The sequence below is a fragment of the Pararhizobium sp. PWRC1-1 genome, assembly GCF_049897905.1.
GTDB lineage: Bacteria > Pseudomonadota > Alphaproteobacteria > Rhizobiales > Rhizobiaceae > Pararhizobium.
Genome location: NZ_JAFCXE010000003.1, coordinates 372742 through 396553 on the forward strand (window position 1 = coordinate 372742; position 23812 = coordinate 396553).

20 protein-coding genes and 1 tRNA gene are annotated in these 23812 nt (G+C 61.3%); 14 read left to right on the top strand and 7 right to left on the bottom strand.

Annotation, left to right across the window (positions count from 1 at the left end):
• The first annotated feature begins 24 nt into the window (after positions 1-24).
• Entirely contained in the window at positions 25-1257 is a 1233-nt protein-coding gene (locus tag ACP7E0_RS07730; protein WP_426124054.1) for an ROK family transcriptional regulator, read from the top strand.
• Positions 1257-1685 (top strand): RbsD/FucU family protein, encoded by a 429-nt coding sequence (locus ACP7E0_RS07735; protein WP_426124055.1) that lies wholly within the window; start codon positions 1257-1259, stop codon positions 1683-1685. Before ACP7E0_RS07730 ends, ACP7E0_RS07735 begins: the two co-directional genes overlap by 1 nt.
• Positions 1686-1761: 76 nt before the next feature.
• Here ACP7E0_RS07735 and ACP7E0_RS07740 read toward each other — a convergent pair whose 3' ends face one another.
• Positions 1762-2145, bottom strand: coding sequence for a DoxX family protein (locus ACP7E0_RS07740; protein WP_113313749.1), 384 nt, complete (start codon positions 2143-2145; stop codon positions 1762-1764).
• Positions 2146-2439: 294 nt separating this feature from the next.
• Between ACP7E0_RS07740 and ACP7E0_RS07745 the strand changes: the two genes are divergently transcribed.
• A complete protein-coding gene (locus ACP7E0_RS07745) occupies positions 2440-3144 on the top strand; it encodes a Crp/Fnr family transcriptional regulator (protein WP_426124057.1) in 705 nt (234 codons plus the stop codon).
• A gap of 3 nt (positions 3145-3147) precedes the next feature.
• Positions 3148-5004: a CHASE2 domain-containing protein gene (locus ACP7E0_RS07750; protein WP_426124058.1), complete on the top strand. Its 1857-nt coding sequence runs from the start codon at positions 3148-3150 to the stop codon at positions 5002-5004.
• 6 nt (positions 5005-5010) lie between these two features.
• Here the strand turns inward: ACP7E0_RS07750 and ACP7E0_RS07755 are convergent, their stop codons facing one another.
• Entirely contained in the window at positions 5011-5634 is a 624-nt protein-coding gene (locus tag ACP7E0_RS07755) for a FecR family protein (protein WP_426124136.1), read from the bottom strand.
• Positions 5635-5856: 222 nt separating this feature from the next.
• On the opposite strand from ACP7E0_RS07755, the gene ACP7E0_RS07760 reads away from it, so the two are divergent.
• From ACP7E0_RS07760 to ACP7E0_RS07790, 7 genes are all read left to right on the top strand, one after another.
• Positions 5857-6747: a tetratricopeptide repeat protein gene (locus ACP7E0_RS07760; protein WP_426124059.1), complete on the top strand. Its 891-nt coding sequence runs from the start codon at positions 5857-5859 to the stop codon at positions 6745-6747.
• A gap of 274 nt (positions 6748-7021) precedes the next feature.
• Positions 7022-7828, top strand: a complete 807-nt coding sequence (locus tag ACP7E0_RS07765; protein ID WP_426124060.1) for a phosphodiesterase — start codon at positions 7022-7024, stop codon at positions 7826-7828.
• 182 nt (positions 7829-8010) lie between these two features.
• On the top strand, positions 8011-8325 hold the full coding sequence (locus tag ACP7E0_RS07770; RefSeq protein ID WP_426124061.1) for a YkgJ family cysteine cluster protein: 315 nt from the start codon (positions 8011-8013) through the stop codon (positions 8323-8325).
• A gap of 188 nt (positions 8326-8513) precedes the next feature.
• Positions 8514-12209, top strand: a complete 3696-nt coding sequence (putA, locus tag ACP7E0_RS07775; RefSeq protein WP_426124062.1) for a trifunctional transcriptional regulator/proline dehydrogenase/L-glutamate gamma-semialdehyde dehydrogenase — start codon at positions 8514-8516, stop codon at positions 12207-12209.
• A 269-nt stretch (positions 12210-12478) separates the two neighbouring features.
• Complete coding sequence (locus ACP7E0_RS07780) at positions 12479-13063, top strand: IMPACT family protein (protein ID WP_426124064.1); 585 nt, start codon at positions 12479-12481, stop codon at positions 13061-13063.
• A gap of 195 nt (positions 13064-13258) precedes the next feature.
• Positions 13259-14245, top strand: a complete 987-nt coding sequence (locus ACP7E0_RS07785; protein ID WP_426124065.1) for an aldo/keto reductase — start codon at positions 13259-13261, stop codon at positions 14243-14245.
• A gap of 172 nt (positions 14246-14417) precedes the next feature.
• Positions 14418-14660 (top strand): hypothetical protein, encoded by a 243-nt coding sequence (locus tag ACP7E0_RS07790; protein WP_426124066.1) that lies wholly within the window; start codon positions 14418-14420, stop codon positions 14658-14660.
• 99 nt (positions 14661-14759) lie between these two features.
• On the opposite strand, the gene ACP7E0_RS07795 is transcribed toward ACP7E0_RS07790, so the two are convergent.
• The 5 genes from ACP7E0_RS07795 to ACP7E0_RS07815 all read right to left on the bottom strand — a co-directional run bounded on the left by ACP7E0_RS07795 (position 14760) and on the right by ACP7E0_RS07815 (position 20940).
• Positions 14760-14836, bottom strand: a tRNA-Arg gene (locus ACP7E0_RS07795).
• Positions 14837-15035: 199 nt separating this feature from the next.
• A complete protein-coding gene (locus ACP7E0_RS07800) occupies positions 15036-16517 on the bottom strand; it encodes a sensor histidine kinase (protein WP_426124068.1) in 1482 nt (493 codons plus the stop codon).
• Between the two features lie 19 nt (positions 16518-16536).
• A complete protein-coding gene (locus ACP7E0_RS07805; RefSeq protein WP_426124137.1) occupies positions 16537-17961 on the bottom strand; it encodes a dihydrolipoyl dehydrogenase family protein in 1425 nt (474 codons plus the stop codon).
• Positions 17962-17965: 4 nt separating this feature from the next.
• Positions 17966-18862: a TVP38/TMEM64 family protein gene (locus ACP7E0_RS07810; protein WP_426124070.1), complete on the bottom strand. Its 897-nt coding sequence runs from the start codon at positions 18860-18862 to the stop codon at positions 17966-17968.
• Between the two features lie 68 nt (positions 18863-18930).
• The gene (locus ACP7E0_RS07815; protein WP_426124071.1) at positions 18931-20940 is read right to left on the bottom strand and encodes a methyl-accepting chemotaxis protein; all 2010 of its coding nucleotides are present in this window, start codon (positions 20938-20940) and stop codon (positions 18931-18933) included.
• Between the two features lie 415 nt (positions 20941-21355).
• On the opposite strand from ACP7E0_RS07815, the gene rpmH reads away from it, so the two are divergent.
• From rpmH to yidC, 3 genes are all read left to right on the top strand, one after another.
• Complete coding sequence (gene rpmH, locus ACP7E0_RS07820; RefSeq protein ID WP_037104763.1) at positions 21356-21493, top strand: 50S ribosomal protein L34; 138 nt, start codon at positions 21356-21358, stop codon at positions 21491-21493.
• A gap of 135 nt (positions 21494-21628) precedes the next feature.
• Entirely contained in the window at positions 21629-22015 is a 387-nt protein-coding gene (gene rnpA, locus ACP7E0_RS07825; protein WP_426124072.1) for a ribonuclease P protein component, read from the top strand.
• Positions 22015-23799: a membrane protein insertase YidC gene (yidC, locus tag ACP7E0_RS07830; protein ID WP_426124138.1), complete on the top strand. Its 1785-nt coding sequence runs from the start codon at positions 22015-22017 to the stop codon at positions 23797-23799. The genes rnpA and yidC overlap by 1 nt, the downstream gene beginning before the upstream one ends.
• Positions 23800-23812 lie beyond the last annotated feature (13 nt).

Consider the following 23812-nt stretch of genomic DNA (forward strand, 5'->3'; position numbering starts at 1 on the left):
CGCGCTTTAGGGAGGTAACGGGCAATGATTTCACAAGCCGGTTCCGGCGGTGCGTCGACCGTTCCGGACGTCTTCGATCCCGGCGGCGGCGCCAATCTCACCCGTGTGCGCGCCTATAACGAGCGGCTGGTGATGTCGCTGGTGCGCCGTCACGGCAGCCTGTCGAAAGCCGATATTGCCCGGCGTTCCGGCCTGTCGGCGCAAACTGTTACTGTTATCATGCGAGCGCTTGAGAAGGACAATCTGCTGATCCGCGGCGAGCCAGTACGCGGCCGCGTCGGCCAGCCGTCTATCCCGATGCGGCTCAACCCGGATGCAGTCTATTCCTACGGCGTAAAGATCGGCCGGCGCAGCTGCGACCTCGTGCTGATGGATTTCGTCGGCAATATCCGCCTGCAACTGCATCAGACCCATGCCTATCCGATGCCCGATGACATCCTGTCGTTCATCGTCGAGGGCATACCGAAACTCGAAAAGATGCTGACCGGGGAGCAGCGCGCGCGCATTGCCGGCGTCGGTATCGCCACCCCCTTTCAGCTGTGGAGCTGGGCCGAAGAGACCGGCGCTCCGCATGAGGCAATGAACAGTTGGCGCGGCTTTGACCTGCGCGACGAGGTGGCGGCGCGAACCCACCATCCCGTGCTGATGCAAAACGACGCCACCAGCGCCTGCGGCGCCGAACTCATCTTCGGGGTCGGTTCTTCCTATCCGGACTTCATCTATTTCTATATCGGCTCGTTCATCGGCGGCGGCATTGTCCTGAATTCGGCGCTGTATTCCGGCCGCACTGGGACCGCGGGCGCCGTCGGGCCGCTGCAGGTTTCCGACAAAAACGGCAAGCCGCAGCAATTGTTGAAAATCGCCTCGATCTTCGTGCTTGAAAATCTGCTGCGCGAGAAAGGCATCGACCCGAAGCCCCTGTGGTATTCAGCCGATGAATGGATCGATTTCGGCGAGCCGCTGGAAACCTGGATCCAGCTGACAGCCACAGCCCTTGCCCAGGCCATCGTCTCTTCCGCCTCGATCATCGATTTCGGTGCGGCCGTGATCGACGGCGGATTTCCCGGCTGGGTGCGCGAACGTATTGTCGTGGCGATCCGCAAGGCGGCCGGCGAACTCGATCTCGAAGGCGTCATCCTGCCTGAGATTATCGAGGGCGCCGTGGGCGCCCAGGCGCGCGCCATCGGTGGTGCCAGCCTGCCGTTGTTTTCCCGTTATCTCATCGACACCAATGTTCTTTTCAAGGAAACTGCCTGATGCTGAAAGGCCTGAACCCGCTTTTAAGCCCCGAGCTTTTAAGCACCTTGCGCGCCATGGGCCATGGCGACGAAATTGCTCTGGTCGATGGCAATTATCCCGGGCAGGAACACGGCCGCCGATTGATCCGGCTTGACGGGCATCATCTGATCCCGGCTCTCGATGCGATTTTGAGCATCTTGCCGATCGACGATTTCGTGCCTGAAGCGATCTTTCGCGCCACCGTGAAGCAGGATCGCGATGCCCTCGACCCGGTGCACAGGGACATCATCGCCTGCTGCGCAAAATACGAACCGGAGCGCGCGGTCACGCCGCTTCTCGGGCCGGAATTCTATCCGAGGGTCCGCGCTGCGCATACCGTCATCCAGACCAGCGAGCCGCGGCTCTATGGCAATGTCATCCTGCGCAAGGGCGTCATCCATCCCTGACGGCCTTCAACGATAGACACGAAAAGCCCGCCGATTTTTTCAATCGGCGGGCTTTTCCTTATCAAACAATCAGCAATCAGGCGCGCTTGGCATCAACCGAGAGGGCACCGGCACCGAAGGTGGCGACAAACAGGAAGCCGCCTGCCATGGCAAGGTTCTTCATGAAGTGGATGTCGTTGCCGGCAACCGAGAAATCGCCATGGCCGATAAATGCCGTGGCAACGCAGAAGAGTGCCAGGATGTAGGCGGCCGGGCGGGTGAAGAGGCCAAGGAGGATGGCGAGGCCGCCGAGCAATTCGACAGCGGTGACGATGATTGCCGTGACCATCGGCAGCGGCAGGCCCATGCTGCCGAAATAGCCGGCGGTGCCGCCGAGTCCGGTCAGCTTGCCGTAGCCGGCAATGATGAAGAGGATAGACAGGAGGATACGTGCGACGAGGAGGACTGCATTCTGCTGCATTGGAAGTAACTCCGGTTTGGGTTCGTTGTTGGCGACAGATTTATCAGCAATTCCAAATTCATCCAGCCCACCGGCAGGAGACAGATCGTTCACAATAAGTAGACGATCCATGCAGATCGTCAACCGGGCGAGATGAGACAGACGCGTACTGTAGAGGGCATCATCTATTCTGACTGAACATTAACTTCAGATGCGCGGCATTCCCGGTTTTGCAGTGTTTTTTGTTGCAACACCGGGAAGACTGCGAGAAGAATTCCAACGGGGTCGCAGTGATTACGCGGACGGGGATGCAGTATGAGTGAAGTCAACAAAAGTCCCGCCTTCTGGCGTTCCTTTCCGATTTTCGAGGAATTCGACAAGGAGACGCTTTCTGCGATCGCAGCACTTGCGACCTACCGCAAATGGACCCCCGGAACGGTGATTTTCCAGCGTGGCGATGAAGGCAATTACATGATTGCCGTCCTGTCCGGCCGCATCAAGCTGTCGCTGATCACGCCGCAGGGCCGCGAATTGCTGCTGCGCCATATCGAGGCAGGCGCGCTTTTCGGCGAAATGGCTATCCTCGATAACCAGCCCCGCTCCGCCGACGCGACCGCAATCACGGCGACCGAAGGCTATGTCATCAGCAAGAAAGCCTTCCTCGATTTCATCACCCATACACCGAATGCCGCCGCTTCGATCATCCGCTATCTCTGCCTGCAACTGCGCGATACGACGGACCGGCTGGAAACCATCGCGCTTTACGATCTGCATGCCCGCGTGGCGCGCTTCTTCCTGGCCACACTGAAGCAGATCCACGGCACAGACCTGCCCGAAAGCGCCAATCTGCGCATCACTCTCAACCAATCCGACATTGCCGGCATACTTGGCGCCAGCCGGCCCAAGGTGAACCGGGCCATTCTGGCGCTGGAGGAAAGCGCTGCGATCAAGCGGCTCGACGGCGTCATCACCTGCCATATCGGCCGCCTGCAGAAGATCGCGGAACCGGAAGAGGAATAACCCTTGAAAAGTTTCCGCCTGTCCAGGATCAGGCCGCTTTTTGCGGGCGCGGCGGCGAGCCTTCTCGGCGCATTGCTGCTGTTCTTCTACGGCGGACCCGTGCTTGAAACGCAGCGGGAACAGTTTTTCGATTCCCTCACCCAATGGGTCCCTGCACCGCAATCCGCAGAGATCGTCGTCATTGATGTCGATCGCAAAGCGATGCAGCAGGCGCCGGACAAAAGCTGGGGCCGAACGGAGACAGCCGATCTCTTGTCAAGACTATCCAAGGCAGGCGCCAAGGCTGTCGCCGTCGATTTCATCTTCAGTACGGCCTGCGATCCGGCCGAGCCATCCAATATCGCGCTGGCACAGGCAATTTCCGGCCTGCCTGTCATTCTCGGTTTCCTGATCGCCGATGGCGGGCCTGAACATCCAAGCCCCGTGCCGCCGGTTGCCGTCCGCAAACCGGTCGCCATCCCCGATCTCTGGTTCATCAACGGCGCAGAAGCATCCTGCAGCTTCCTGCAGACGGCGTCGCATTCGGCAGCAGCCGCGTTTCTGGTCGGCGACGAGGATGCCCGCATCCGCCGTGTCCAGGCCTTCTCGATCATCGGCAACGACGCCTATCCGGCACTGGGGCTTGAAGCCGCGCGCCTGGCCGAGGGCGGGCACACGCCGATCCTCGGCGGACAACCCGCGTGGGTGAAGCTCGAGAGCCGGTTGATCGAACTGGATGAGGATGGCAGCCTCCGTTTTGCCGCAAGCCCGATTGTCGCCATTCAGGCGCGAACAGTGTCGGCAGGCGATGTGCTGAGCGGCGGCGTTGCGGACGCGCGCTTCAAGGACAAGACGGTGTTGATCGGCAGCAGCCTGCCCAATCTCGGCGGATTGCGCTCCACCGCCTCCATGCCGCTCGAGCCATCGGTGCAGATCCATGCCGATATCGCCAATGCGGTGCTCACCGGCTTCATCCCGGAAAGGCATGCAAGGCTTCCTCTGTTCGAAGCGGCATTGGCCCTGATCGGCGGGCTATTGGTGGCCTTTGTCGCCACGCGTCTGCGGCCGGTCACCTCCGTTGCCCTCGGCCTTCTGGCAATCTCGGCCACGATCGGCGCAGCCGCAGTCATCTATGCCGGTTCCGCCTTGCTGGTCGATGCCGTCGGTATCAGCCTTGCCTTGATCTTCGTGCTTGTCGTCACCAGCACGCTACAGTTCGCCCGCGTCCGGCGGGCGGAATCCACCGCACGCAGCAAGTTCTCGCAATACCTGCCGCAATCCGTCGTCGCCCGCTATATCGACAATCCGGATGACGACCGGGCGGCAGGAGAAGAACGTCCGGTAACCGCGCTGTTTACCGATATCGAGGGCTTTTCGACGCTGTCGCAAAAATTGGCGCCCCGCGATCTCGTGACCCTGCTTGATATCTATTATGCCGAGGTCAACGGTCTCGTCGCGCAGTATGGCGGCATGGTCGACAAGGTGGTGGGCGACGCCGTGCATGCCTTCTTCAATGCGCCGGAGGATCTGGCCGACCATGTCAACAAGGCCATCGACTGCGCCGAGGCGATCCGGGCTCTGACGGAGGAAATGCGCCGGCGGCAGGGTTTTGCCGAACATCAGTTCGGCCGCACCCGGATTGGCATAGAGACCGGGATCGCCGTGCTTGGCGAGGTCGGCGCCGGCGGCAAGCTGGACTATACGGCGCATGGCGACTGCATCAATCTTGCAGCCCGGCTTCAGGAGGCCAACAAGTTTCTCGGCACCGCCATCTGTATCGGCCCGGAAGCCGCTGTCCAGAGTGGCCGCACGTTGCGCTCGGTCGGCATGCACGAAATCCGCGGTTTTGGCGAAATGGAACTGTTCACCAGCCAGGCCTGAATAGGCTCAGCGCTTCAGGCCGGCGCTCGCATAGGCTTCGACGATCCGGGCTTCCTTCCACTTCACGGTTTCGTTCGGCGCATCGCCGGGCCTGGCGATCTCGATGCCTTCACCGGCACCGACCAGCCGCTGGACGCCGCCGGCATCGACCGACACCTGACCGTGCTCGACGAAAACGGCAAAGACACCGCGATTGGGGCCTGCGAAAAACTTCGTGCCCCGCACGCCGATCATGCCGAACGTGGTGCGCAGCGCCAGATCGATCTTCGGCAGGCCTTCCGGCCGGTCGAACACCATCTGCCCCATGCCGAGCTCCATCGTGCCGCCCTGGCCGGCAATGAAACTGTCGAGCAGAAGCTCCGTCTTGCTGCCGAGCAGGATGCGCGTGTCGCCGACAAGCGCCAGGTCGGCGAAACTGTCGCTGCCGGTCGCGACGAAATCATTGTCCATGATCTGCCCGCCCGTCGCCAACCCCTCCTGCTTTTCCGCCCGCTTGAGATTGACCTTGCCACGCACGTCCGATGCCTTGCCGATCACTGTGCTTGCCTGGGTCGGTATGGCAGCAAGGCCACCTGCGACCAGCGCGCAGCCGGCGATGAATGTCCGCCGTCCGATCAGACCTTGCCGCAGCAGTTGAATGTCTGGCGTCATTGTCCTTGCTCCTTGTCCAAGCGCCCGGTTTTCCGGCGAAAATCCGTTTCTGCGAGTGGGACGTCCCACGTCTCTCTCGGATTTCGCTCTTGCCCGTCGTGATCCCCATCCTCCTGCCCGGCGGTTCCAGGCGCTGTTTCCCGGGGAACAGCCGCAGACCGGCGTGCGCAATAGGGTGACACAAACACCAAGGAGAATGCCATGAAAAAAGGACCCAGCAAGCGCATTTCAGCCATCAACGCCCTCCTGCTTACCGTGGTGAGCCTGCTTTCAGTCGCAGCGATCGCGATCCCGCCTGCCCGCGCCGCCTCGGCACTCCTACCGGCTGACCAATGCGACGCGGAAGCCGGCAGCGAACACGACCTGCAACGCAACCTGGCCTTTCGTCCCGTGGCGAACGAAGACATCCGCATCGGCATTGCCCTTTCGGCTTGCCGCGAGGCCTACAACCAAGGCAGCGGCCCGCGGCAGACCTTTGAGCTTGCCCGCGTGCTCCATGCCGCCGGCCAGCGCGGGCAAGCCATTGCGATGCTCGAAAAGGCGGTCGAAGGCAACCATGCGGCGGCCATGGTGACGTATGCCGTGATGATCGGCGAACGCGGCGACCATGCCACTGAATTTGCGCTCTACCAGAAGGCCGCTGCTGCCGGAAATATTCTTGCCGCCTACAATCTGGGCGTTGCCTATCGCGATGGCATCGGCACGCTGGCCGATGGCGAACGCGCCGCGCAATGGTTCGAGCGGGCATCGGTCGCCAAGGACAATCTGGGCGCCTTCAACCTCGCCGTCATGCTGGACGAAGGCACGCAGATTCCGGAGGATAACCGCAAGGCTGCACAATTCTACGAGCTGGCCGCCGATCGCGGCAATGTCGATGCGATGGTCAATCTCGGGCTGATGCTGGAGAGCGGCGAAGGCATGCCCGCCGATACCGCTGCAGCCACCGCGATGTTCAGCCAGGCCGCCGAAAAGGGCGATACGTTCGCTCAAGGCAAGATCATCCAGCCGGCGATCGACACTACCACCACAACCGGCGTCGAGCCGAGCGAACAGGCAAGTCTCGCTCTACCGAAGGCGGACCGTGTGAAGTAAAAAAAAACGAAACCGGCAAGCGGACACCGCATCCCCCGGGCAATACCAGTCTCGAAGGCTATCACTCCGCTGACGCTCCCACGCCAGCGGATTTTTCGTGTGCCAGCCCACCTCGATCAGCACAGCGCGCTTGACCAATAACCCGATTGGGTCGAGTCCGGCTTGAAATCACGCTGGATTGAATCCTCCCAATTATGTTGCTTGACGTGTGCGGTCGGCACGGACACGGTGATGGGATTAATTAGCAAATTCTTTTTTAATCGGATTACCGGCAATGACGAAGCTGATCATCTTCACCGATCTGCACATGGTACCGGTGGGGCAGTCCATCATCAGCATTGATCCTTTCCAACGGCTTTCCGCCGGTATCGACCATGTCAACCGCTACCATGCGGATGCGGACCGGGTGGTCATCATGGGTGACCTGGCGCACCGCGCCGACCGGCCGTCCTACGAGCGGCTGAAAAGCCTGCTGGACCGGCTGATCCCGCCGCTCGCCATCACTGTCGGCAACCATGACAACCGCGACACGTTTCTCAATGTTTTTCCAGACGTTGCCCAAGACGAGGATGGCTTCGTCCAGTGCGTCATCGACTTTGCCGATTGCCGCGCCATCATCCTCGATACGCTGTTTGCGCCGCCCTATGATTATCCGCGCAGCCATGCCGGTTTCCTCTGTACCAAACGGCTTGCCTGGCTCGACCGCCAGCTGGAAACCGCCGGCGAACTGCCGGTCCTTCTCTTCATGCATCACCCGCCGCACGCCACCGGCTTCAGCGGCATGGACCTGATACGGCTGATCAACGAGGTGGATTTCTACGATGTGGTCAAACGCCGGGGCAATGTCCTGCATATCTTCGCCGGCCACGTGCACCGGACGATCTCCGGCTCCAGCCGCGGCATTGCGTTTTCGGTGTTCAAAAGCCCCGTCCACCAGCAGCCGATGCCCTTCGACGCCCCAGATGCCTCGCTCGCCATCGATGAACCCGCCGCCTATGGCATTGCCGTGATGACGGATACGGGCATTCTGGTGCATACGGAGGATTACGAAATTGCAGTCAGAGAAGCGGCGGTGGCTTAATTGTCCTCTTCTCCCCAACGGGGAGAAGTGCCGAGCGTATGCGAGGCGATGAGGGGGGTGGTCCGGCACGTTCGAGGATGCGGTTTTCCCCCTCATCCGCCCTTCGGGCACCTTCTCCCCGCCGGGGAGAAGAGGAAGCCACAGCCTTCCACCCCTCCTCAATTCCATGCTACCCTGCCCCCATGACCCTTGCCGTTCCCACCGATGATTTCGACTGCCAGAGCTGTGGCGCCTGCTGCAGCTATTCCGAAGACTGGCCGCGTTTTTCGCTGGAAACAGACGAGGAACTGGACCTTATCCCCACCGAATATGTCTCTGCCGATCTCGGCGGCATGCGGTGTGAGGACAATCGCTGTTCGGCGCTCGATGGCAAGCTTGGCATCCATGTCGGCTGTAAAATCTATGCGGTGCGCCCGATCGTCTGCCGCACCTGCATGCCGGGCGATGACGAGTGTCTGATGGCGCGCCATAAATTGTCCCAGAAAGTCTTGCTCTGACGCCCGATCGTCCGGCTCGATTTCGATATCGCCGTATAGTGTACGGTTTTTGCGATTAAATTCGGTTAAATGTCCAGCATCAGGCCTATTTTCCCGGATAGCCATCCGGAGACCTCTACCCTATTTTGCGCCCATGAATTCCGGGCCACGCCACGTGTGCCTGACAGCTTCGAAAAGGGACGATTTCGATGAGCCAGCCGCAGCCACAAAACAGCACCGATACCCCAACCGCTCCCTTTTTTAATTTTGCCCCGCCGATCGCCGAGCAGACAACGCTTCGCCAGGCGGTCACCGCCGCTTACCGCCGCCCCGAAACCGAATGCCTGCCGCCGCTGGTCGCAGCTGCAACCCTGCCCGACGATATCCGCGCCCGCGCCAAAACCACGGCCCGCAAGCTGATCACGGCGCTGCGCGCCAAGCACAAGGGCTCCGGCGTCGAGGGGCTGGTGCATGAATATTCGCTGTCGAGCCAGGAAGGCGTGGCGCTGATGTGCCTGGCCGAAGCCCTGCTGCGCATTCCCGACACAGCGACCCGCGATGCGCTGATCCGCGACAAGATCGCCGATGGCGACTGGCGCTCGCATATCGGCGGCGGCCGTTCCCTGTTCGTCAATGCCGCCACCTGGGGCCTCGTCGTCACTGGCAAGCTGACCTCCACCGTCAACGACCGCAGCCTGTCCGCCGCCCTCACCCGGCTGATCGCGCGGGCCGGCGAGCCGGTGATCCGCCGGGGCGTCGATATGGCGATGCGGATGATGGGCGAGCAGTTCGTCACCGGCGAGACCATCGACGAGGCGCTGAAACGCTCGCGCACGCTGGAAGCCAAGGGGTTTGGTTACTCCTACGACATGCTTGGCGAAGCGGCGACCACGGCCGCTGACGCCAAGCGTTATTATGCCGACTACGAAAACGCCATTCATGCCATCGGCAGGGCTTCGAACGGCCGCGGCATCCATGAGGGCCCAGGCATCTCGATCAAGCTGTCGGCCCTGCACCCGCGCTATGTCCGCGCCCAATCGGCCCGCGTAATGGCGGAATTGCTACCCAAGGTGAAGGCGCTGGCGCTGATCGCCAAGAGCTATGATATCGGCCTCAACATCGACGCCGAGGAAGCTGATCGGCTGGAACTGTCGCTCGACCTGCTCGAAGCGCTGCGCCTCGATCCTGCCCTGTCCGGCTGGAACGGCATGGGCTTCGTCGTCCAGGCCTATGGCAAGCGCTGCCCGTTCGTTCTCGATTTCATCATCGATCTCGCCCGCCGCTCCGGCCACCGGATGATGGTGCGCCTGGTCAAGGGCGCCTATTGGGATGCCGAGATCAAGCGTGCCCAGATCGACGGCCTTGATGGCTTTCCGGTCTATACCCGCAAGATCTATACCGACATTTCCTACATCGCCTGCGCCCGCAAATTGCTCGACGCGACCGACGTGGTCTTCCCACAGTTCGCCACGCACAATGCCCAGTCGCTGGCAACGATCTACGAAATGGCCGGTCCCGATTTCAAGGTCGGCAAGTACGAGTTCCAGTGCCTGCATGGCATGGGTGAGCCGCTCTATGACGAAGTCGTCGGCAAGGCCAATCTCGACCGTCCGTGCCGCATCTATGCGCCGGTTGGCACGCATGAGACGCTGCTTGCCTATCTCGTCCGCCGCCTGCTCGAAAACGGCGCCAACTCCTCCTTCGTCAACCGCATCGCCGACCCGGCCGTCTCCATCGATGACCTGATTGCCGATCCCGTCGATACCGTCCGCGCCATGCCGGTCATGGGCGCGCAGCACGAGCAGATCAAGGCGCCGGCGGATCTCTATGCCGGCCGCAGCAATTCCGCCGGTCTCGATCTCTCCAATGAAGCCTCGCTGTCGATGCTCTCGGAGGCGTTGAAGGCCAGCGCCGCGATCGACTGGACGGCCGCGCCGCATCTCTGCGCCGAAGCGCTGCGAGGCGAGAGCCGTCCGGTGCTCAATCCCGGCGACCATCGTGATGTCGTTGGCACTGTCATTGAAACAGCCGAAGACGATGCCCGCCGCGCCGTCGAGATCGCCCGTGCCGAAGGCGCCAAATGGAGCGCTGTCTCGCCCACCGAGCGCGCCCACTGCCTGGTGCGCGCCGCCGACCTGATGCAGGCCCGCATGCCAACGCTGCTCGGGTTGATCGTCCGCGAGGCTGGCAAATCGCTGCCGAACGCCATTGCCGAAGTCCGCGAAGCCATCGATTTCCTGCGCTACTACGCCGAACAGGCGACCCGTACGCTCGGCCCGGCGCATCAGGCGCTCGGCCCCATCGTCTGCATCAGCCCCTGGAACTTCCCGCTGGCCATCTTCGCCGGGCAGATCGCCGCGGCGCTGGTCGCCGGCAATCCGGTGCTGGCGAAGCCCGCCGAAGAAACCCCGCTAATCGCAGCGGAAGGCGTGCGCATCCTGCATGAGGCGGGCATCCCTGCAGAAGCACTGCAGCTGCTTCCCGGCGACGGCCGCGTCGGTGCAGCCCTTGTCGGCGCGCCCAATATTGCCGGGGTGATGTTCACTGGCTCGACCGAAGTTGCCCGGCTGATCCAGGCCCAGCTTGCCGACCGCCTGTCCGCTTCCGGCAAGCCGATCCCACTGATTGCCGAAACCGGCGGCCAGAACGCCATGATCGTTGATAGTTCCGCGCTTGCCGAACAGGTTGTCGGCGACGTCATCGCCTCTGCCTTTGACAGCGCCGGCCAGCGCTGCTCGGCGCTGCGCGTGCTCTGCCTGCAGGACGATGTTGCCGACCGCGTGCTCACCATGCTGAAGGGCGCCTTGCACGAGCTTGATATTGGCCGCACTGACCGTCTTGCCGTCGATGTCGGCCCCGTCATCACCGCGGAAGCCAAGGGCATCATCGAAAAGCATATCGAGACCATGCGTGGCATCGGCGCCAAGGTGGAGCAGATCGAGCTGCCGCCTGCGACCTCTGAAGGCACGTTCGTACCGCCAACGATCGTCGAGCTGAAGCAGCTCTCCGACCTTAAGCGCGAAGTCTTCGGACCGGTCCTGCATGTGCTGCGCTACGAGCGCGACGATCTCGACCGGCTGATCGACGACATTAATGCGACTGGCTATGGCTTGACCTTCGGCCTGCACACGCGTCTCGACGAAACGATTGCCCATGTCACCTCGCGGGTGAAGGCGGGCAATCTCTACGTCAACCGCAACATCATCGGCGCCGTCGTCGGCGTCCAGCCCTTTGGCGGACGTGGCCTGTCGGGCACCGGCCCGAAGGCGGGCGGCCCGCTCTATCTCGGCCGCCTCGTCACCACGCCGCCGGTGCCGCCGCAGCACAGCTCGGTTCATACCGATCCGGTCCTGCTCGATTTTGCCAAGTGGCTGGACAGCAAGAGCCTGAGAACCCAGGCGCAGGATGCCCGCGAAACCGGCAGCCAGTCGGCGCTCGGCCTCACCACCGAGCTTGCCGGCCCGGTCGGCGAACGCAACCTCTACGCCCTGCATGCGCGCGGAAAAATTCTGCTTGTGCCGCAGACTGCCGATGGCCTTTACCGTCAGCTTGCCGCGGTCTTTGCAACCGGCAACACAGCCGTGGTCGATACGGCATCCGGTCTCAAGGAAGCGCTGGCATCGCTGCCGGCAACCGTCGCCGCCCGCGTTTCCTTCACCGCCGACTGGCGGATGGACGTGCCCTTTGCAGGGGCGCTGATCGAAGGCGAGGCAGACCGTGTCCGCACCCTCAACAAGCAGATCGCCGCCCTTCCCGGCCCGCTGGTTCTGGTCCAGGCAGCCTCGACGGCCGAGCTTGCTAAAAACCCGGACGCCTATTGCCTGAACTGGCTGCTCGAGGAGGTTTCCACCAGCGTGAATACGGCCGCGGCCGGGGGTAATGCGAGCCTCATGTCGATCGGTTAGGACACCCCGAGGGTGGGCGTTGGATTTTCAAGGCACACTCCAACCTCCGTCATCCTCGCTCTTGTGGCGGGGCCAGCGGCGCCGCGTCTGCAGCGCCAAAAGACTCATGTACTTCCGTGGGGAAAAGGTTCTCTCACCGCGCAGACGCGCGGTGACCGGATGCCCGCCACAAGGGCGAGCATGACGGAGGTTGGGGGCCATCCCGCCGGAAACCAACGTCTTGGCACCACACCACCCGATGCGCTATCACCGCGCAAACGGGCCAGCCAATGTTCACGCTTCAACGCATCGAAACCCACGCGCAGGAAATCAAGAAGAGCCGGTTTCTTGCCGTCTGTGGCCCCGTGTCCAGTGAGCAGGCGGCAAGAGACTTCATTGCCGAACAGTCCGACTTGGCGGCCAGCCACAATTGCTGGGCCTTCCGCATCGGCCAGACCTACCGCTTCAACGATGACGGCGAGCCCAGCGGCACCGCCGGAAAACCGATCCTGCAAGCCATCGACGGTCAATCGCTTGATCATATCGCCGTTGTCGTCACACGCTGGTTCGGCGGCACGCTGCTGGGCAGCGGCGGCCTCATTCGCGCCTATGGCGGCACGGCGGCGATCTGCCTGCGCGCTGCGGAGAAGATAGAGGTCATCGAGACGATCGAGGCCACCGTCGATTGCGACTTTTCCGATCTGGCCCTGATCAAGGCCCGGCTCGGCGGGCTGGGTGTGATGGTCAGCACGGAAACGTTTACCGACACCGGCGCCAGCCTCACCTTGCAAATCCCCAGGGATGCGGCTCAGACGGCTGCTGCAATGATCCTCGACCTCAGCCGCGGCCGGGCAGTCCTCCGCTTCGACCATTGACGGACACCGCTTCAACACGCTTTCGATAACGCGTTGAAAACAAGAATTATTTTTCCTCCTACCCCATCTTACCGAAAGATTGGCTGCTGGCCAGCCTGTCATATTCGGAATAGAAACAGCGGGTAAACAGAGTTTTCCCGCCCGCATGGGGCGGGATTGACGGGGCGACACGCTCCGTCCGGCGAGGATGAAACCATGAAAAACAGAACTTTGGGGCGCACCGGCGCGACCATTTCCGAAATCGGCTTCGGCGCCTGGCAGATCGGCGGCGCCTGGGGCGATGTTTCGGAGGAAGACGGCAAGCGCGCGCTGAACGCTGCTCTCGATGCCGGCGTCACCTTTGTCGATACCGCCGATGTCTACGGCGATGGCCGTTCGGAAAAGATCATTGCGGCAGTGCTGAAGGAACGCGGCGGCGACAAGCCGTTTGTTGCCACCAAGGCCGGCCGCCGGCTGAACCCGCATGTGGCCGATGGCTATACCGCCGCCAATATCGAAGCCTTCATCGACCGTAGCCTGACCAATCTCGGCGTCGAGACGCTCGACCTCGTGCAGCTTCATTGCCCGCCGACCGAAGTGTTCTACAGGCCGGAAATGTTCGGTGCGCTGGACGACCTCACCGTCAAGGGCAAGATCCGCAACTACGGTGTGTCGGTGTCAAATGTCGAGGAAGCATTGAAGGCGATCGAATATCCCGGCGTTGCGACCATCCAGATCATCTACAACATCTTCCGCCAGCGTCCGCACGACCTGTTCTTCGAGCAGGCGCAAAAGAAGAATGTCGGTATCATCGTGCGCGTGCCGCTGGCGTCCGGCCTGTTGTCCGGCAAGATCAACGCAGACACCAAGTTTTCCGATGACGACCACCGCAAGTTCAACCGCAACGGCGAGTTCTTCGATGTCGGCGAGACCTTTGCCGGTGTGCCACTGGATGCAGCACTTGAGGCCGTCGAGCAGGTGCGGCCGCTGGTGCCACAGGGCGCGTCGATGGCGCAGTTCGCGCTGGCCTGGATCCTGCGGAGCCCGGCCGTTTCCGTCGTCATCCCAGGCGCCCGCAACGAGGCACAGGCCAAGGCCAATGCCGCCGCCAGCGAACTGCCGGCGATCCCTGCAGAAACGCTGGCAGCCCTTGCCGATGTCTACGAGCGCCTGATCAAGGTTCACGTTCACCAGAAGTGGTAAAAAACCAGTGCCGCGCCGGTTTTCCCGGCGCGGCGATACCGGGTTCTTCGCGCGATCTCTGCATCGCGCATCAGTGACCGCATGCGAGACGAAACGGTTTTTTCCGGCTATAGCGACGAAGCCGGGGCGTTTCGTTGCCGGTTGAACAATGACCTAATTGCCGGAGAAGACCATGGCTTTCGATCCCATCAAAGCGCTCACCAACTATTCGGACGCGGAGTGCACGGTGCAGTTCTTGATTGCCGGAAGTGCTGCTTCGGTTTTTCCGTCGCTGGAAGCGGCCGTGATCTTCGCCCGTGAAAATGGTGCCGGCTGGAAAGACGTCGAGATCACCGTACATCTCGACCGCGAAGACATCGTCTACGCCACGGGAAAAACCCGCACCTTGATCGAGGCCCTGCGAAAGAAGAAATAGTCCGGACTTATGAGGCGCGCTGGCGTGGCGCCAAGCTGCGGCGGCGTTTCGCCGTTAAGCGAAAACTACCTTGTCTTACTGATAAGTCATTGAAAGAAATGGTGCACCCGGAACGATTCGAACGTCCGACCCTCAGATTCGTAGTCTGATGCTCTATCCAGCTGAGCTACGGGTGCTTCCTGCTGCGGCGTTAACCGCTTGCGTGGCGATCCTCTAAAACGTCCAACCGGCGAATGCAAGCGAATTTCGGCAGAAATTTTCTTTTTTGATGAAACTGGCCGGTTATATCCTTGAAACTGTGGATGGATTTCAGCCGCAAAGCCTTTCCACACCGCCGTTTCGCCCACGCTGGAGGGGGATTTTAAAAATGTGCGGTCAGCGCCTGGCCTTCGAGCGGAAAGCATCGAGGGGGACAGGACGGTCGGGCAATTCGATTCTGAACAGCGTGCCCGGCGTCGGCTTTTCCACAAGCGCGATGGTGCCGCCATGGGCGAGCACCAGTTCGCGGGCGATGGCAAGACCGAGACCGGTGCCGCCGGAGCGGGCGGAGCCCCTGAAGGCCGCAAACAGGTTCTCGCGCGCCTTGGGCGGCATGCCGGGGCCGGTGTCATCGACGGAGATGCTGACGACGCTGCCGGTGCGCAGCGCCGAAACGCTGATCAGGCGGGCAGCCCCGTTGTCGGCATGGTCGTTCATCAGTGCCTGGACCGCGTTGCGGCAGATATTGTGGACGACGCGAAAGAGTTGCTCGCTATCCGCATCGACCTGCAGCCCGTCGGGGATCTGGATCTGGAACTCGATCCCGGCATTCGGGTCGATCGCCAGCATTTCGCCGACATCGCTGACCAGCGGCCGCAGTTCGACGAACCGCCGATGCGGTTCCGGCTCGGTCGTTCGGCCATAGGATAGCACCTCGGTCGTATAACCGACGGCGCGGTCGATGGTGCGCAACAGCGTCGGGGCGAAGCGCTTGACGATCGGATCGTCAACATCGGCAAGGCGGTCGGAGATCAGCTGCGCCGACGCCAGGATATTGCGCATGTCATGATTGATCTTGGAAACCGCGAGCCCGAGATCGGCCAGGTTCTTCTGCTGCTTCAGGGTTTTCTGCAGCTGCTGCTGCATGGCCGACAGATGCTGGCCGGCGATGGAGAGTTCGTCCCGGCCCGGTGCCGGCTCCAGCACGCGGGCGGGATTGGACGGCTCGGCTGCGAATTCCTGCATATTGGTGGTCATGCGGCGGATCGGTGCGATCATCAACCGGTTGATGGCAAGAAAGATCAGCGCGGCCGTAAACAGCGATATGGCCAGCGACAGGAAGAAGACATTGCGCGAATAGACCAGCATCGCCTTGCGCAGGCTCGCATCCTCCATCACCACTTCGATGATCGCGTCGCTCTCGCCGATCGGTCCATAGATCCGCACCACCTTGTCGCCGCCGAACAGCAGCGTGTCGAAGGCGTCGCGGATGGCGGAGATGGGGGTCATCGCGGCGACGTCATACTGCGCGTCGATTTCCGGCGGCATGTCCACCGCCGCAATCAGCCGCGATTCGTCCTTGCGTCTGAGAACGATGGCCTTCGTCCCGGTCGCCATCAGGGTTTCTTCCTGCAGCGGCCGCGACAGCTGCACGTCCTGGAGGCCATCGACCACCACGCCGGCCGCTGCCGCCGTGTTCAGCCTGTCTTCCATCCAGCGAATGCGCATATTGGCAACGGACGGCACGAAGATCAGCACTTCGGCCAGCATGACGAAGACAACGGTCAAAAACAGAAGCTTGCCGGACAGGCCGCGAAAAAAGCCAGCGCGGGCCGGCTGCCTCTGAAGGGCCGTGGTTTCTGTCGGTTCTGCCGTCATGTCATAAAATTCCATCGTCTCAGCCGAAACGTCTGAGCAAACGGATGATGGCCCGGACGAACGGCGTGCGTGTCAGGGGCGTATAATAGGCGATGACGGCGCGTTTTCCAATCTCGGTCATGGTCGGATAGGGCACGATGGCGTTGCGCGCATGCGACAGGCCCTGGCCGTTGGAAATAATCACCGACCACATGCTGATCATCTCGGCCGCTCCGGCCCCGGCAATGCCGACCCCGAGAATTTTTCCACGCCGGCCGGTGATGATCTTGATCAGGCCTGCCGTGCTGCGTTCCGCTTGCGCACGATCGTTGTCTGCATAGGGCCAGCGAAGGACCTCGGCCTTGCCATAGCGCTCACGGGCCTCCTCTTCGCCAAGGCCGACAGAGGCGATCTCCGGATCGGTGAAGGTGGCGCGGGGAACGATATCGCGGTTTTCACGCGCTGGCAGCCGGAACAGGATTTCGCGCAGCACCATCGAGGCGTGATAATTGGCCGCATGGGTGAATTGCAGCCCGCCCGCCACATCTCCAATCGCATAGACCCGCCGGTTTTGCGTGCGCAGGCTGCCATCGACAGCGATGCCGGTGGCCGTCACGGCAATGCCTGCGGCCTCAAGTCCCAGCCCGGTCGTATTGCCTTTTTTGCCGGTCGCAACCAGCAGGGCGCTGCCATCGATGCTGACCGGTCCAGCCTGCGTTTCGCAGTCCAGTCGCAGGCCAGTTGCCGTCTTTTCGACAGATAGAACCCGGCTATGCTCGAACATATCGACACCTTCGCCACGCAGCCGGTCGAGGACGATGCCCGCCAACTCTGGATCCTCCTTGGCCAGTGCCCTGCCCGCATCAACAACCGTCACCTTCGAGCCCAGCCGCCGGTGCGCCTGTGCCATCTCCAATCCGACCGGTCCCGCGCCAATGATCAGCAAATGCTGTGGAAGGCTCTTGAGGTCGAACAGGGTTTCGTTGGTGAGATAATCGATATCGGCAAGCCCGGGGATCGGCGGAATGACCGTCGAGGATCCCGTGGCGATGACGAAACGGCGGGCGCGGATGGTGAACCCGCCGGCAGTCACGGTCTCATGATCGGCAAATTGCGCATCGGCCCTGATGACCTTCACGCCCATCGCGGTGAACCGCTCGGCCGAATCATTCGGCGCAATCGCATCGATCACCGAGCGGACATGCGCCTGCACTTTTTCGAAGTCGATCACCGGTTCACCGGCGTTCACCCCGAACTCGGCCGCCTTGCGCACCGCATGCGCATGCTTTGCTGCAGCGATTAGCGCCTTGGAGGGCACGCAGCCGGTGTTCAGGCACTCGCCGCCCATCCGCCCACGCTCGATCAGCACGACCGGCACGCCGAAGGCAGCAGCACCTGCCGCGACCGAAAGCCCGGCAGAGCCGGCGCCGATCACGCAGATATCGGGGGAAAGAACCGTTGCCACGCCGTCAGTCTTGTCCACGATCACCCGCCGCCTGCCGTTTTTCGCGAGCAAATTGCACGAGAAGCGGCAACGCGGCAATGACGGCGAGCGCCATGAAGGCAAAAGTCAGCTTTGGCGTCAGGAAATCGGACAGCTGCAGCGACCTGCCGTGTTCGGCCGCATCGCCGATGGCCTCCTCGAAGCCGCAGCCAAGCCACGTGTAAACGAACGTGCCCGGAATGATGCCGACCACGGTGGCCAGCGCAAAGGTTCGCAGGCTGACGGCGAAGAAGGCGGGCGCGATATTGACGATGAAAAAGGGAAACATCGGCGCAAGCCGCAGCACCAGCAGATAACTGAAGGCATTGCGGCTGAAGCCGGCCGAAAACCGCTTGAGAAACGGCCCGGCCCGCCGCCGGAGAATATCGCCGAACACCGTGCGTGCCCCGGCAAACAGAAGACAGGAACCAATGGTGGCAGCAATCACGACGATGATGCCGCCGGTCAGCCAGCCGAACAGAAAGCCGGCAAAGATCGTCAGCACCGATGCCGCCGGAACCGACAGCGCCACAACGGTAGCATAAACGACGAAAAACAGCGACGCAGCCCGCAATGGATGCTGCGCGACCATACCCAGCAGCACCTCGCGCTGATCCGCCAGCCAGCCGAGCGTCACGTAGCGGTGCCATCCCAGCCCATAGGCAACGGCAAGGCCTGCTGCGAGCACCAGAAGCGGGGCAATGCGCAGCATCAGCGGCGGCCCTGCCGGTTCGCCGTCCCCTGCTGTGGTTTCCCGGCGGCCTTCCACTGTCGGCTGCTGCCTCTCGCGCTCGTTATGTTCCATCGCTCCAGCATTAGAAGGAAAGTACTGCTCGAACCAATAACGAATGATCGCGATCAAAAACGTCGCCGTGATCGGCATGCAAAAATCCCGCGGCGACACTGGATCGCCGCGGGATTGCTGTTTAAGTCCGATCCCTTTCTAAAGGATCAGAATTCTTCCCAATTGTCCTTCGACACGGCAGCACTGGCCGAACCGCCGCCAAAGGCGCGGGCGACAGTGCCCATCATCTTGCGGGCAGGCGAAGCGACCGGCCGGGTGTTTTCGCGAACCGGAGCGGCGACAACACGCAGCGGTTGAGCTTCGTCCAGCTTGAAGTGCGAAATCAGCCGCGCCAGGCTGTCGGCTTCCGCCGAAAGCTTGTGCGTGGCAGCATTGGCTTCTTCCACCATCGCTGCGTTCTGCTGGGTCACCTGGTCCATCTGGTTGACGGCGGTGCTGACTTCCCCGAGACCTGTCGACTGTTCGCGGGCGGCCGTGGCGATCGAATGGATGTGGTCGTTGATGCTCAACACCCGCGTTTCGATCTGGCCGAGAACCTGACCGGTCTCCTGCACCAGCTTGACGCCGGTTGCGACTTCCGCGCCCGACTTGGCGATCAGACCCTTGATGTCCTTGGCAGCGCTTGCGGCACGCTGGGCAAGCTCGCGAACTTCCTGGGCAACAACGGCAAAGCCCTTGCCCGCGTCGCCGGCACGTGCTGCCTCGACACCGGCGTTGAGTGCCAGAAGGTTGGTCTGGAAGGCGATCTCGTCGATGACGTTGGTGATCTGGCCGATCTCGCTGGAGGCCTGCTCGATCCGGCCCATGGCATCGACTGCCTTGCGCACGACTTCGCCGGACTGGGCTGCACTCTGCTTGGCCTCGGTGACCATGACGGTCGCTTCCTGGGCACGGTCGGTGGAGTTGCGAACGGCAGCGGTGATCTGCTCAAGCGCAGCAGACGTTTCTTCAAGCGCTGCGGCCTGCTGTTCGGTGCGCTTCGACAGGTCGTCGGCTGCGGAGCGGAGTTCTGTCGAGTTGCCGTTGATCGAGTCCGTTGTGGTGCGGACTTCACGCAGGGTATTCTGCAGGGTTGAAAGCGTGTCGTTGACGTTCTGCTGCAATTCGGCAAAGGCGCCCTGGAAATTGCCGCGCATATTCTGCGTCAGATCGCCGCCCGAGAGACTGGCGATGACACGGCGGGTCTCGTTGACGCCGCTGTTTACACCATCGACCAGCTCGTTGAGGCTGGCAGCGAAGCGATTGAGGTCGGCATTGCCGTAATCCTTGCTGATCCGCTGGGTAAAGTCGCCGGCGGCAGCGGCCGTGACGACGACGGCAATGCTCGACTGGAGGTCGGCGCTCTTTTCACGCAGCGCCGTTTCCTGTGCGTTCATTTCGCGCACGGCCAAACCGTTGCGCTTGAACACTTCGACGGCACCGGCCATCTCGCCGATTTCGTCCTTGCGTCCGGCAAAGGGCACGTTGGCATTCAAGTCGCCATCGGCAAGCTGCTTCATCGTGCCGGTCAACTGCAGGATCGGCTGACTGAGCTGCTTGGTGCCAATGTAGAAAGCCGTTCCCGCACCGATGACCAGACCGAAGCCCGCCGTCAACAGCACCATCAGGATCATCCGGCTTTCGATGGCATTGACTTCATCCTGGATCGCATCCAGAGCTGCACGGTCAGTCTCGACGATCGCATCGATCTCGGCCTGGAAGGCCTTGCGGTTGGCGCGGTTGAGATCGTTATTGCCCTGCTCGTTGGCAGACTGCGGCGAGACCTCCTGGCTGAGGCGTGCAGTTTCCGACCGGAATGTGCGGAATTCAGCGGCACGCTTGACAACAGCTTCGAAGGCCGGAATTTCCTCGGCAGGAACGTGCGGCTTCCATTCCGTGAGCAGAACGTCGATCTTGTTGAGATTCTTCACAAGGCCTTCAGCAAATGGCTTTGATTTTTCCACCGTTGGAGCTGCGTAGATCCCACGCGCTTCCATGACGACGGCGGTGACGAGCCGGTTGAGATGCTCGCCGTTAAAGGCGCGATCCGAGGCATTGTCGAACTGGACGAGCCTTGCATTATATTGTGTGATCACGGTTAGCGCCATGCCGGTCACAGCCAGTGCTATCAGGCTCATCAACCCGACGATGAGATAGATCTTGCCTCGAATTTTCATGTACGTGTCTCCCTGGGACCGGCAACAGGCCATGAAAGGCGCAACTTCCGGGTTCTTGCATCAGGCGTGACATTAAGGCGGCGATGGTTAATGAAGCCTCATATGGAATTGAACAATTCTAATACTCGCGCCTTAGGTCTTTGTTTAATCAATTACATTATCATGCGCTAACCTTCAATCATAAGTTGAAAATCTTAGATAGTACCCTGTATTGCTGTTGGCACGTGAAAATGGCGCAATCGGCGTCGATTCCAGCTTTTCAGCCCCGGCAATTGACTTTCGCGGCCCTTTGCTCTTATAAGCCGCCCACGTCCGGACAAGTCCCCTTGCCCTGTGCAACGCCGTGTCCGGAACGTAACGCTCCCTTGCTAAGAAGCAAACCCAAGAAGGGCCGCACACCGCGGTATTAAAATAAATGACGAAGCGTACCTATCAACCGTCCAAGCTTGTTCGCAAGCGCCGTCACGGCTTCCGTGCACGTATCGCCACAAAGGGTGGCCGCAAGGTTATCGTTGCCCGTCGGGCACGTGGCCGTAAGCGTCTGTCGGCTTAAGGCCGTCTGGCGCGTGCCGCGTCTTCGCGCACTTACCTTCGCGAAACCTGCATGCGCGGCTTCATGGCGCCGGAGCATCCTGAAAACGTCCGTCTGGACGATGGATGCTCCTGTTCCCGGAAGGAGCGCGGGCGAATGACATCACCCAAGCCTAAATCAACTGCCGGGCGGCTGAAAAGCCGGCCGCAGTTTCTTGCTGTGCGCAAAGGAGAGCAGCGGAAGGGTCCGTTGTTTCTTCTGGAAGTTCTTGATCGCAACGAGCCTGAAACCGCGCCCCGCGTCGGTTTCACCGTCACCAAGAAACATGGCAACGCCGTTGAACGCAACCGGATGCGCCGACGCCTCAAGGAAGCCGTGCGACTTTCCGCCGGATTTGCAATGAAGCCCGGACTTGACTATGTGATTGTCGCCAGACGCGACCTTTTGAACGCGCCCTTCGAGCGGATCGGCAAGACCCTCTGCGAGCGGATCGAAAGCAAGCAAAAATATTCACGGCCACCGGCCGGCTCCAGGAAAGAATGATGGAAAAAAACCGCAACTACTTCGTGGCGATCGGGCTGTCAGTGCTCATCCTGATTGCCTGGCAATTTCTCTATGTGAATCCGAAGATAGAGAAAGAACGGATTGCGGCGGAAGCCCATCAGAAAATCACCCAGCAGAACCAGCCGGCCGCTACGCCGGCCGTTCCCGGCCAGGCCCAGCCGGCCCAGGGCGCAGTCCCCGGTGCTGTTGAAACCCGCGACCAGGCGATCGCCAAATCGGCCCGTGTTTCCATCGACACGGCTGCGGTCAGCGGCTCGATCAATCTGACCGGCGCACGCTTCGACGACTTGAAGCTCAAGGAATACCACGAGACCGTTGACGACAAGAGCCCGCTGATCACGCTGTTCAGCCCCTCCGACACGCCGGACGGCTACTTTACCGAACTCGGCTTTATCGGCAACGAGGCATCCGGCACTGTTCCAGGCCCAACAACAGTCTGGACGGTCAAGAGCGGCGACAAGCTGACGACGTCGACCCCTGTTGTTCTGACCTTCACCAACGAGAAGGGCGTGGTCTTTACCCGCACGATCTCGATCGACGAACATTTCATGTTCCAGGTCGTGGATACAATCAACAACGGTAGCGGCGCGCCGGTATCGCTCTCCACCTATGGCCGCGTCACCCGCTTCAACAAGCCGACCACTCCGAGCGTCTACGTTCTGCATGAAGGCTTCATCGGCGTGATCGGCGAGCATGGCCTGAATGAAGTTGCCTACAGCAAGGTGGAAAACGACGTTCCGGCCAAGCATGAGAAGGCAACGACCGGCTGGCTCGGCATCACCGACAAGTATTGGGCCGCGACCATCGTGCCGCCGCAGAACCTGGCCTACGAATCCAAGTACGAACACTTCACCGATGGCCGCCCGCGCTTCCAGGCTGATTACAAGCAGGACGCCGTGACGATTGCGCCCGGCCAGTCCACGGACCTCAAGACCCTGGTCTTTGCCGGTGCCAAGCAGGTTCCGCTGGTTGACGGTTATGAGAAATCCTACTCGATCCCGCAGTTCGACCTCTTGATCGACTGGGGCTGGTTCTACTTCATCACCAAGCCGATGTTCAAACTGATGGACTTCTTCTTCCGTTACTTCGGCAATTTCGGTGTCGCCATCCTGATGACCACCATCGTTGTCAAGCTGCTCTTCTTCCCGCTCGCCAGCAAGCAATATGCTTCGATGGCGAACATGAAGAAAGTTCAGCCGAAGATGGAGGAACTGAAGAAGAAGCACGGCGACGACCGTATGGCGCTGCAGCAGGGCATGATGGCCCTCTACAAGGAAGAAAAGATCAACCCGATCGCCGGTTGCTGGCCGATCCTGTTGCAGATTCCGGTGTTCTTCGCGCTCTACAAGGTGATCTACGTCACCATCGAAATGCGCCATGCACCGTTCTTCGGCTGGATCCAGGACCTTTCGGCACCGGATCCGACCTCGCTGTTCAACCTGTTCGGTCTGCTGCCCTACGATGTACCGCACGCGCTGATGATCGGCGTCTGGCCGCTGGTCATGGGTGTCACCATGTTCCTGCAGATGCGCATGAACCCGACGCCGCCGGATCCGACCCAGGCAATGCTGTTCACCTGGATGCCGCTGGTCTTCACCTTCATGCTGGCAAGCTTCCCGGCCGGTCTCGTCATCTACTGGGCCTGGAACAACACGCTGTCGATCGCCCAGCAGGCGTTCATCATGAAACGCCACGGCGCCAAGGTCGAACTGATCGACAATCTCAAGGGATTGTTCACAAAGAAACCGAAACCGGCCGAATAGGCCGGATCGAGGT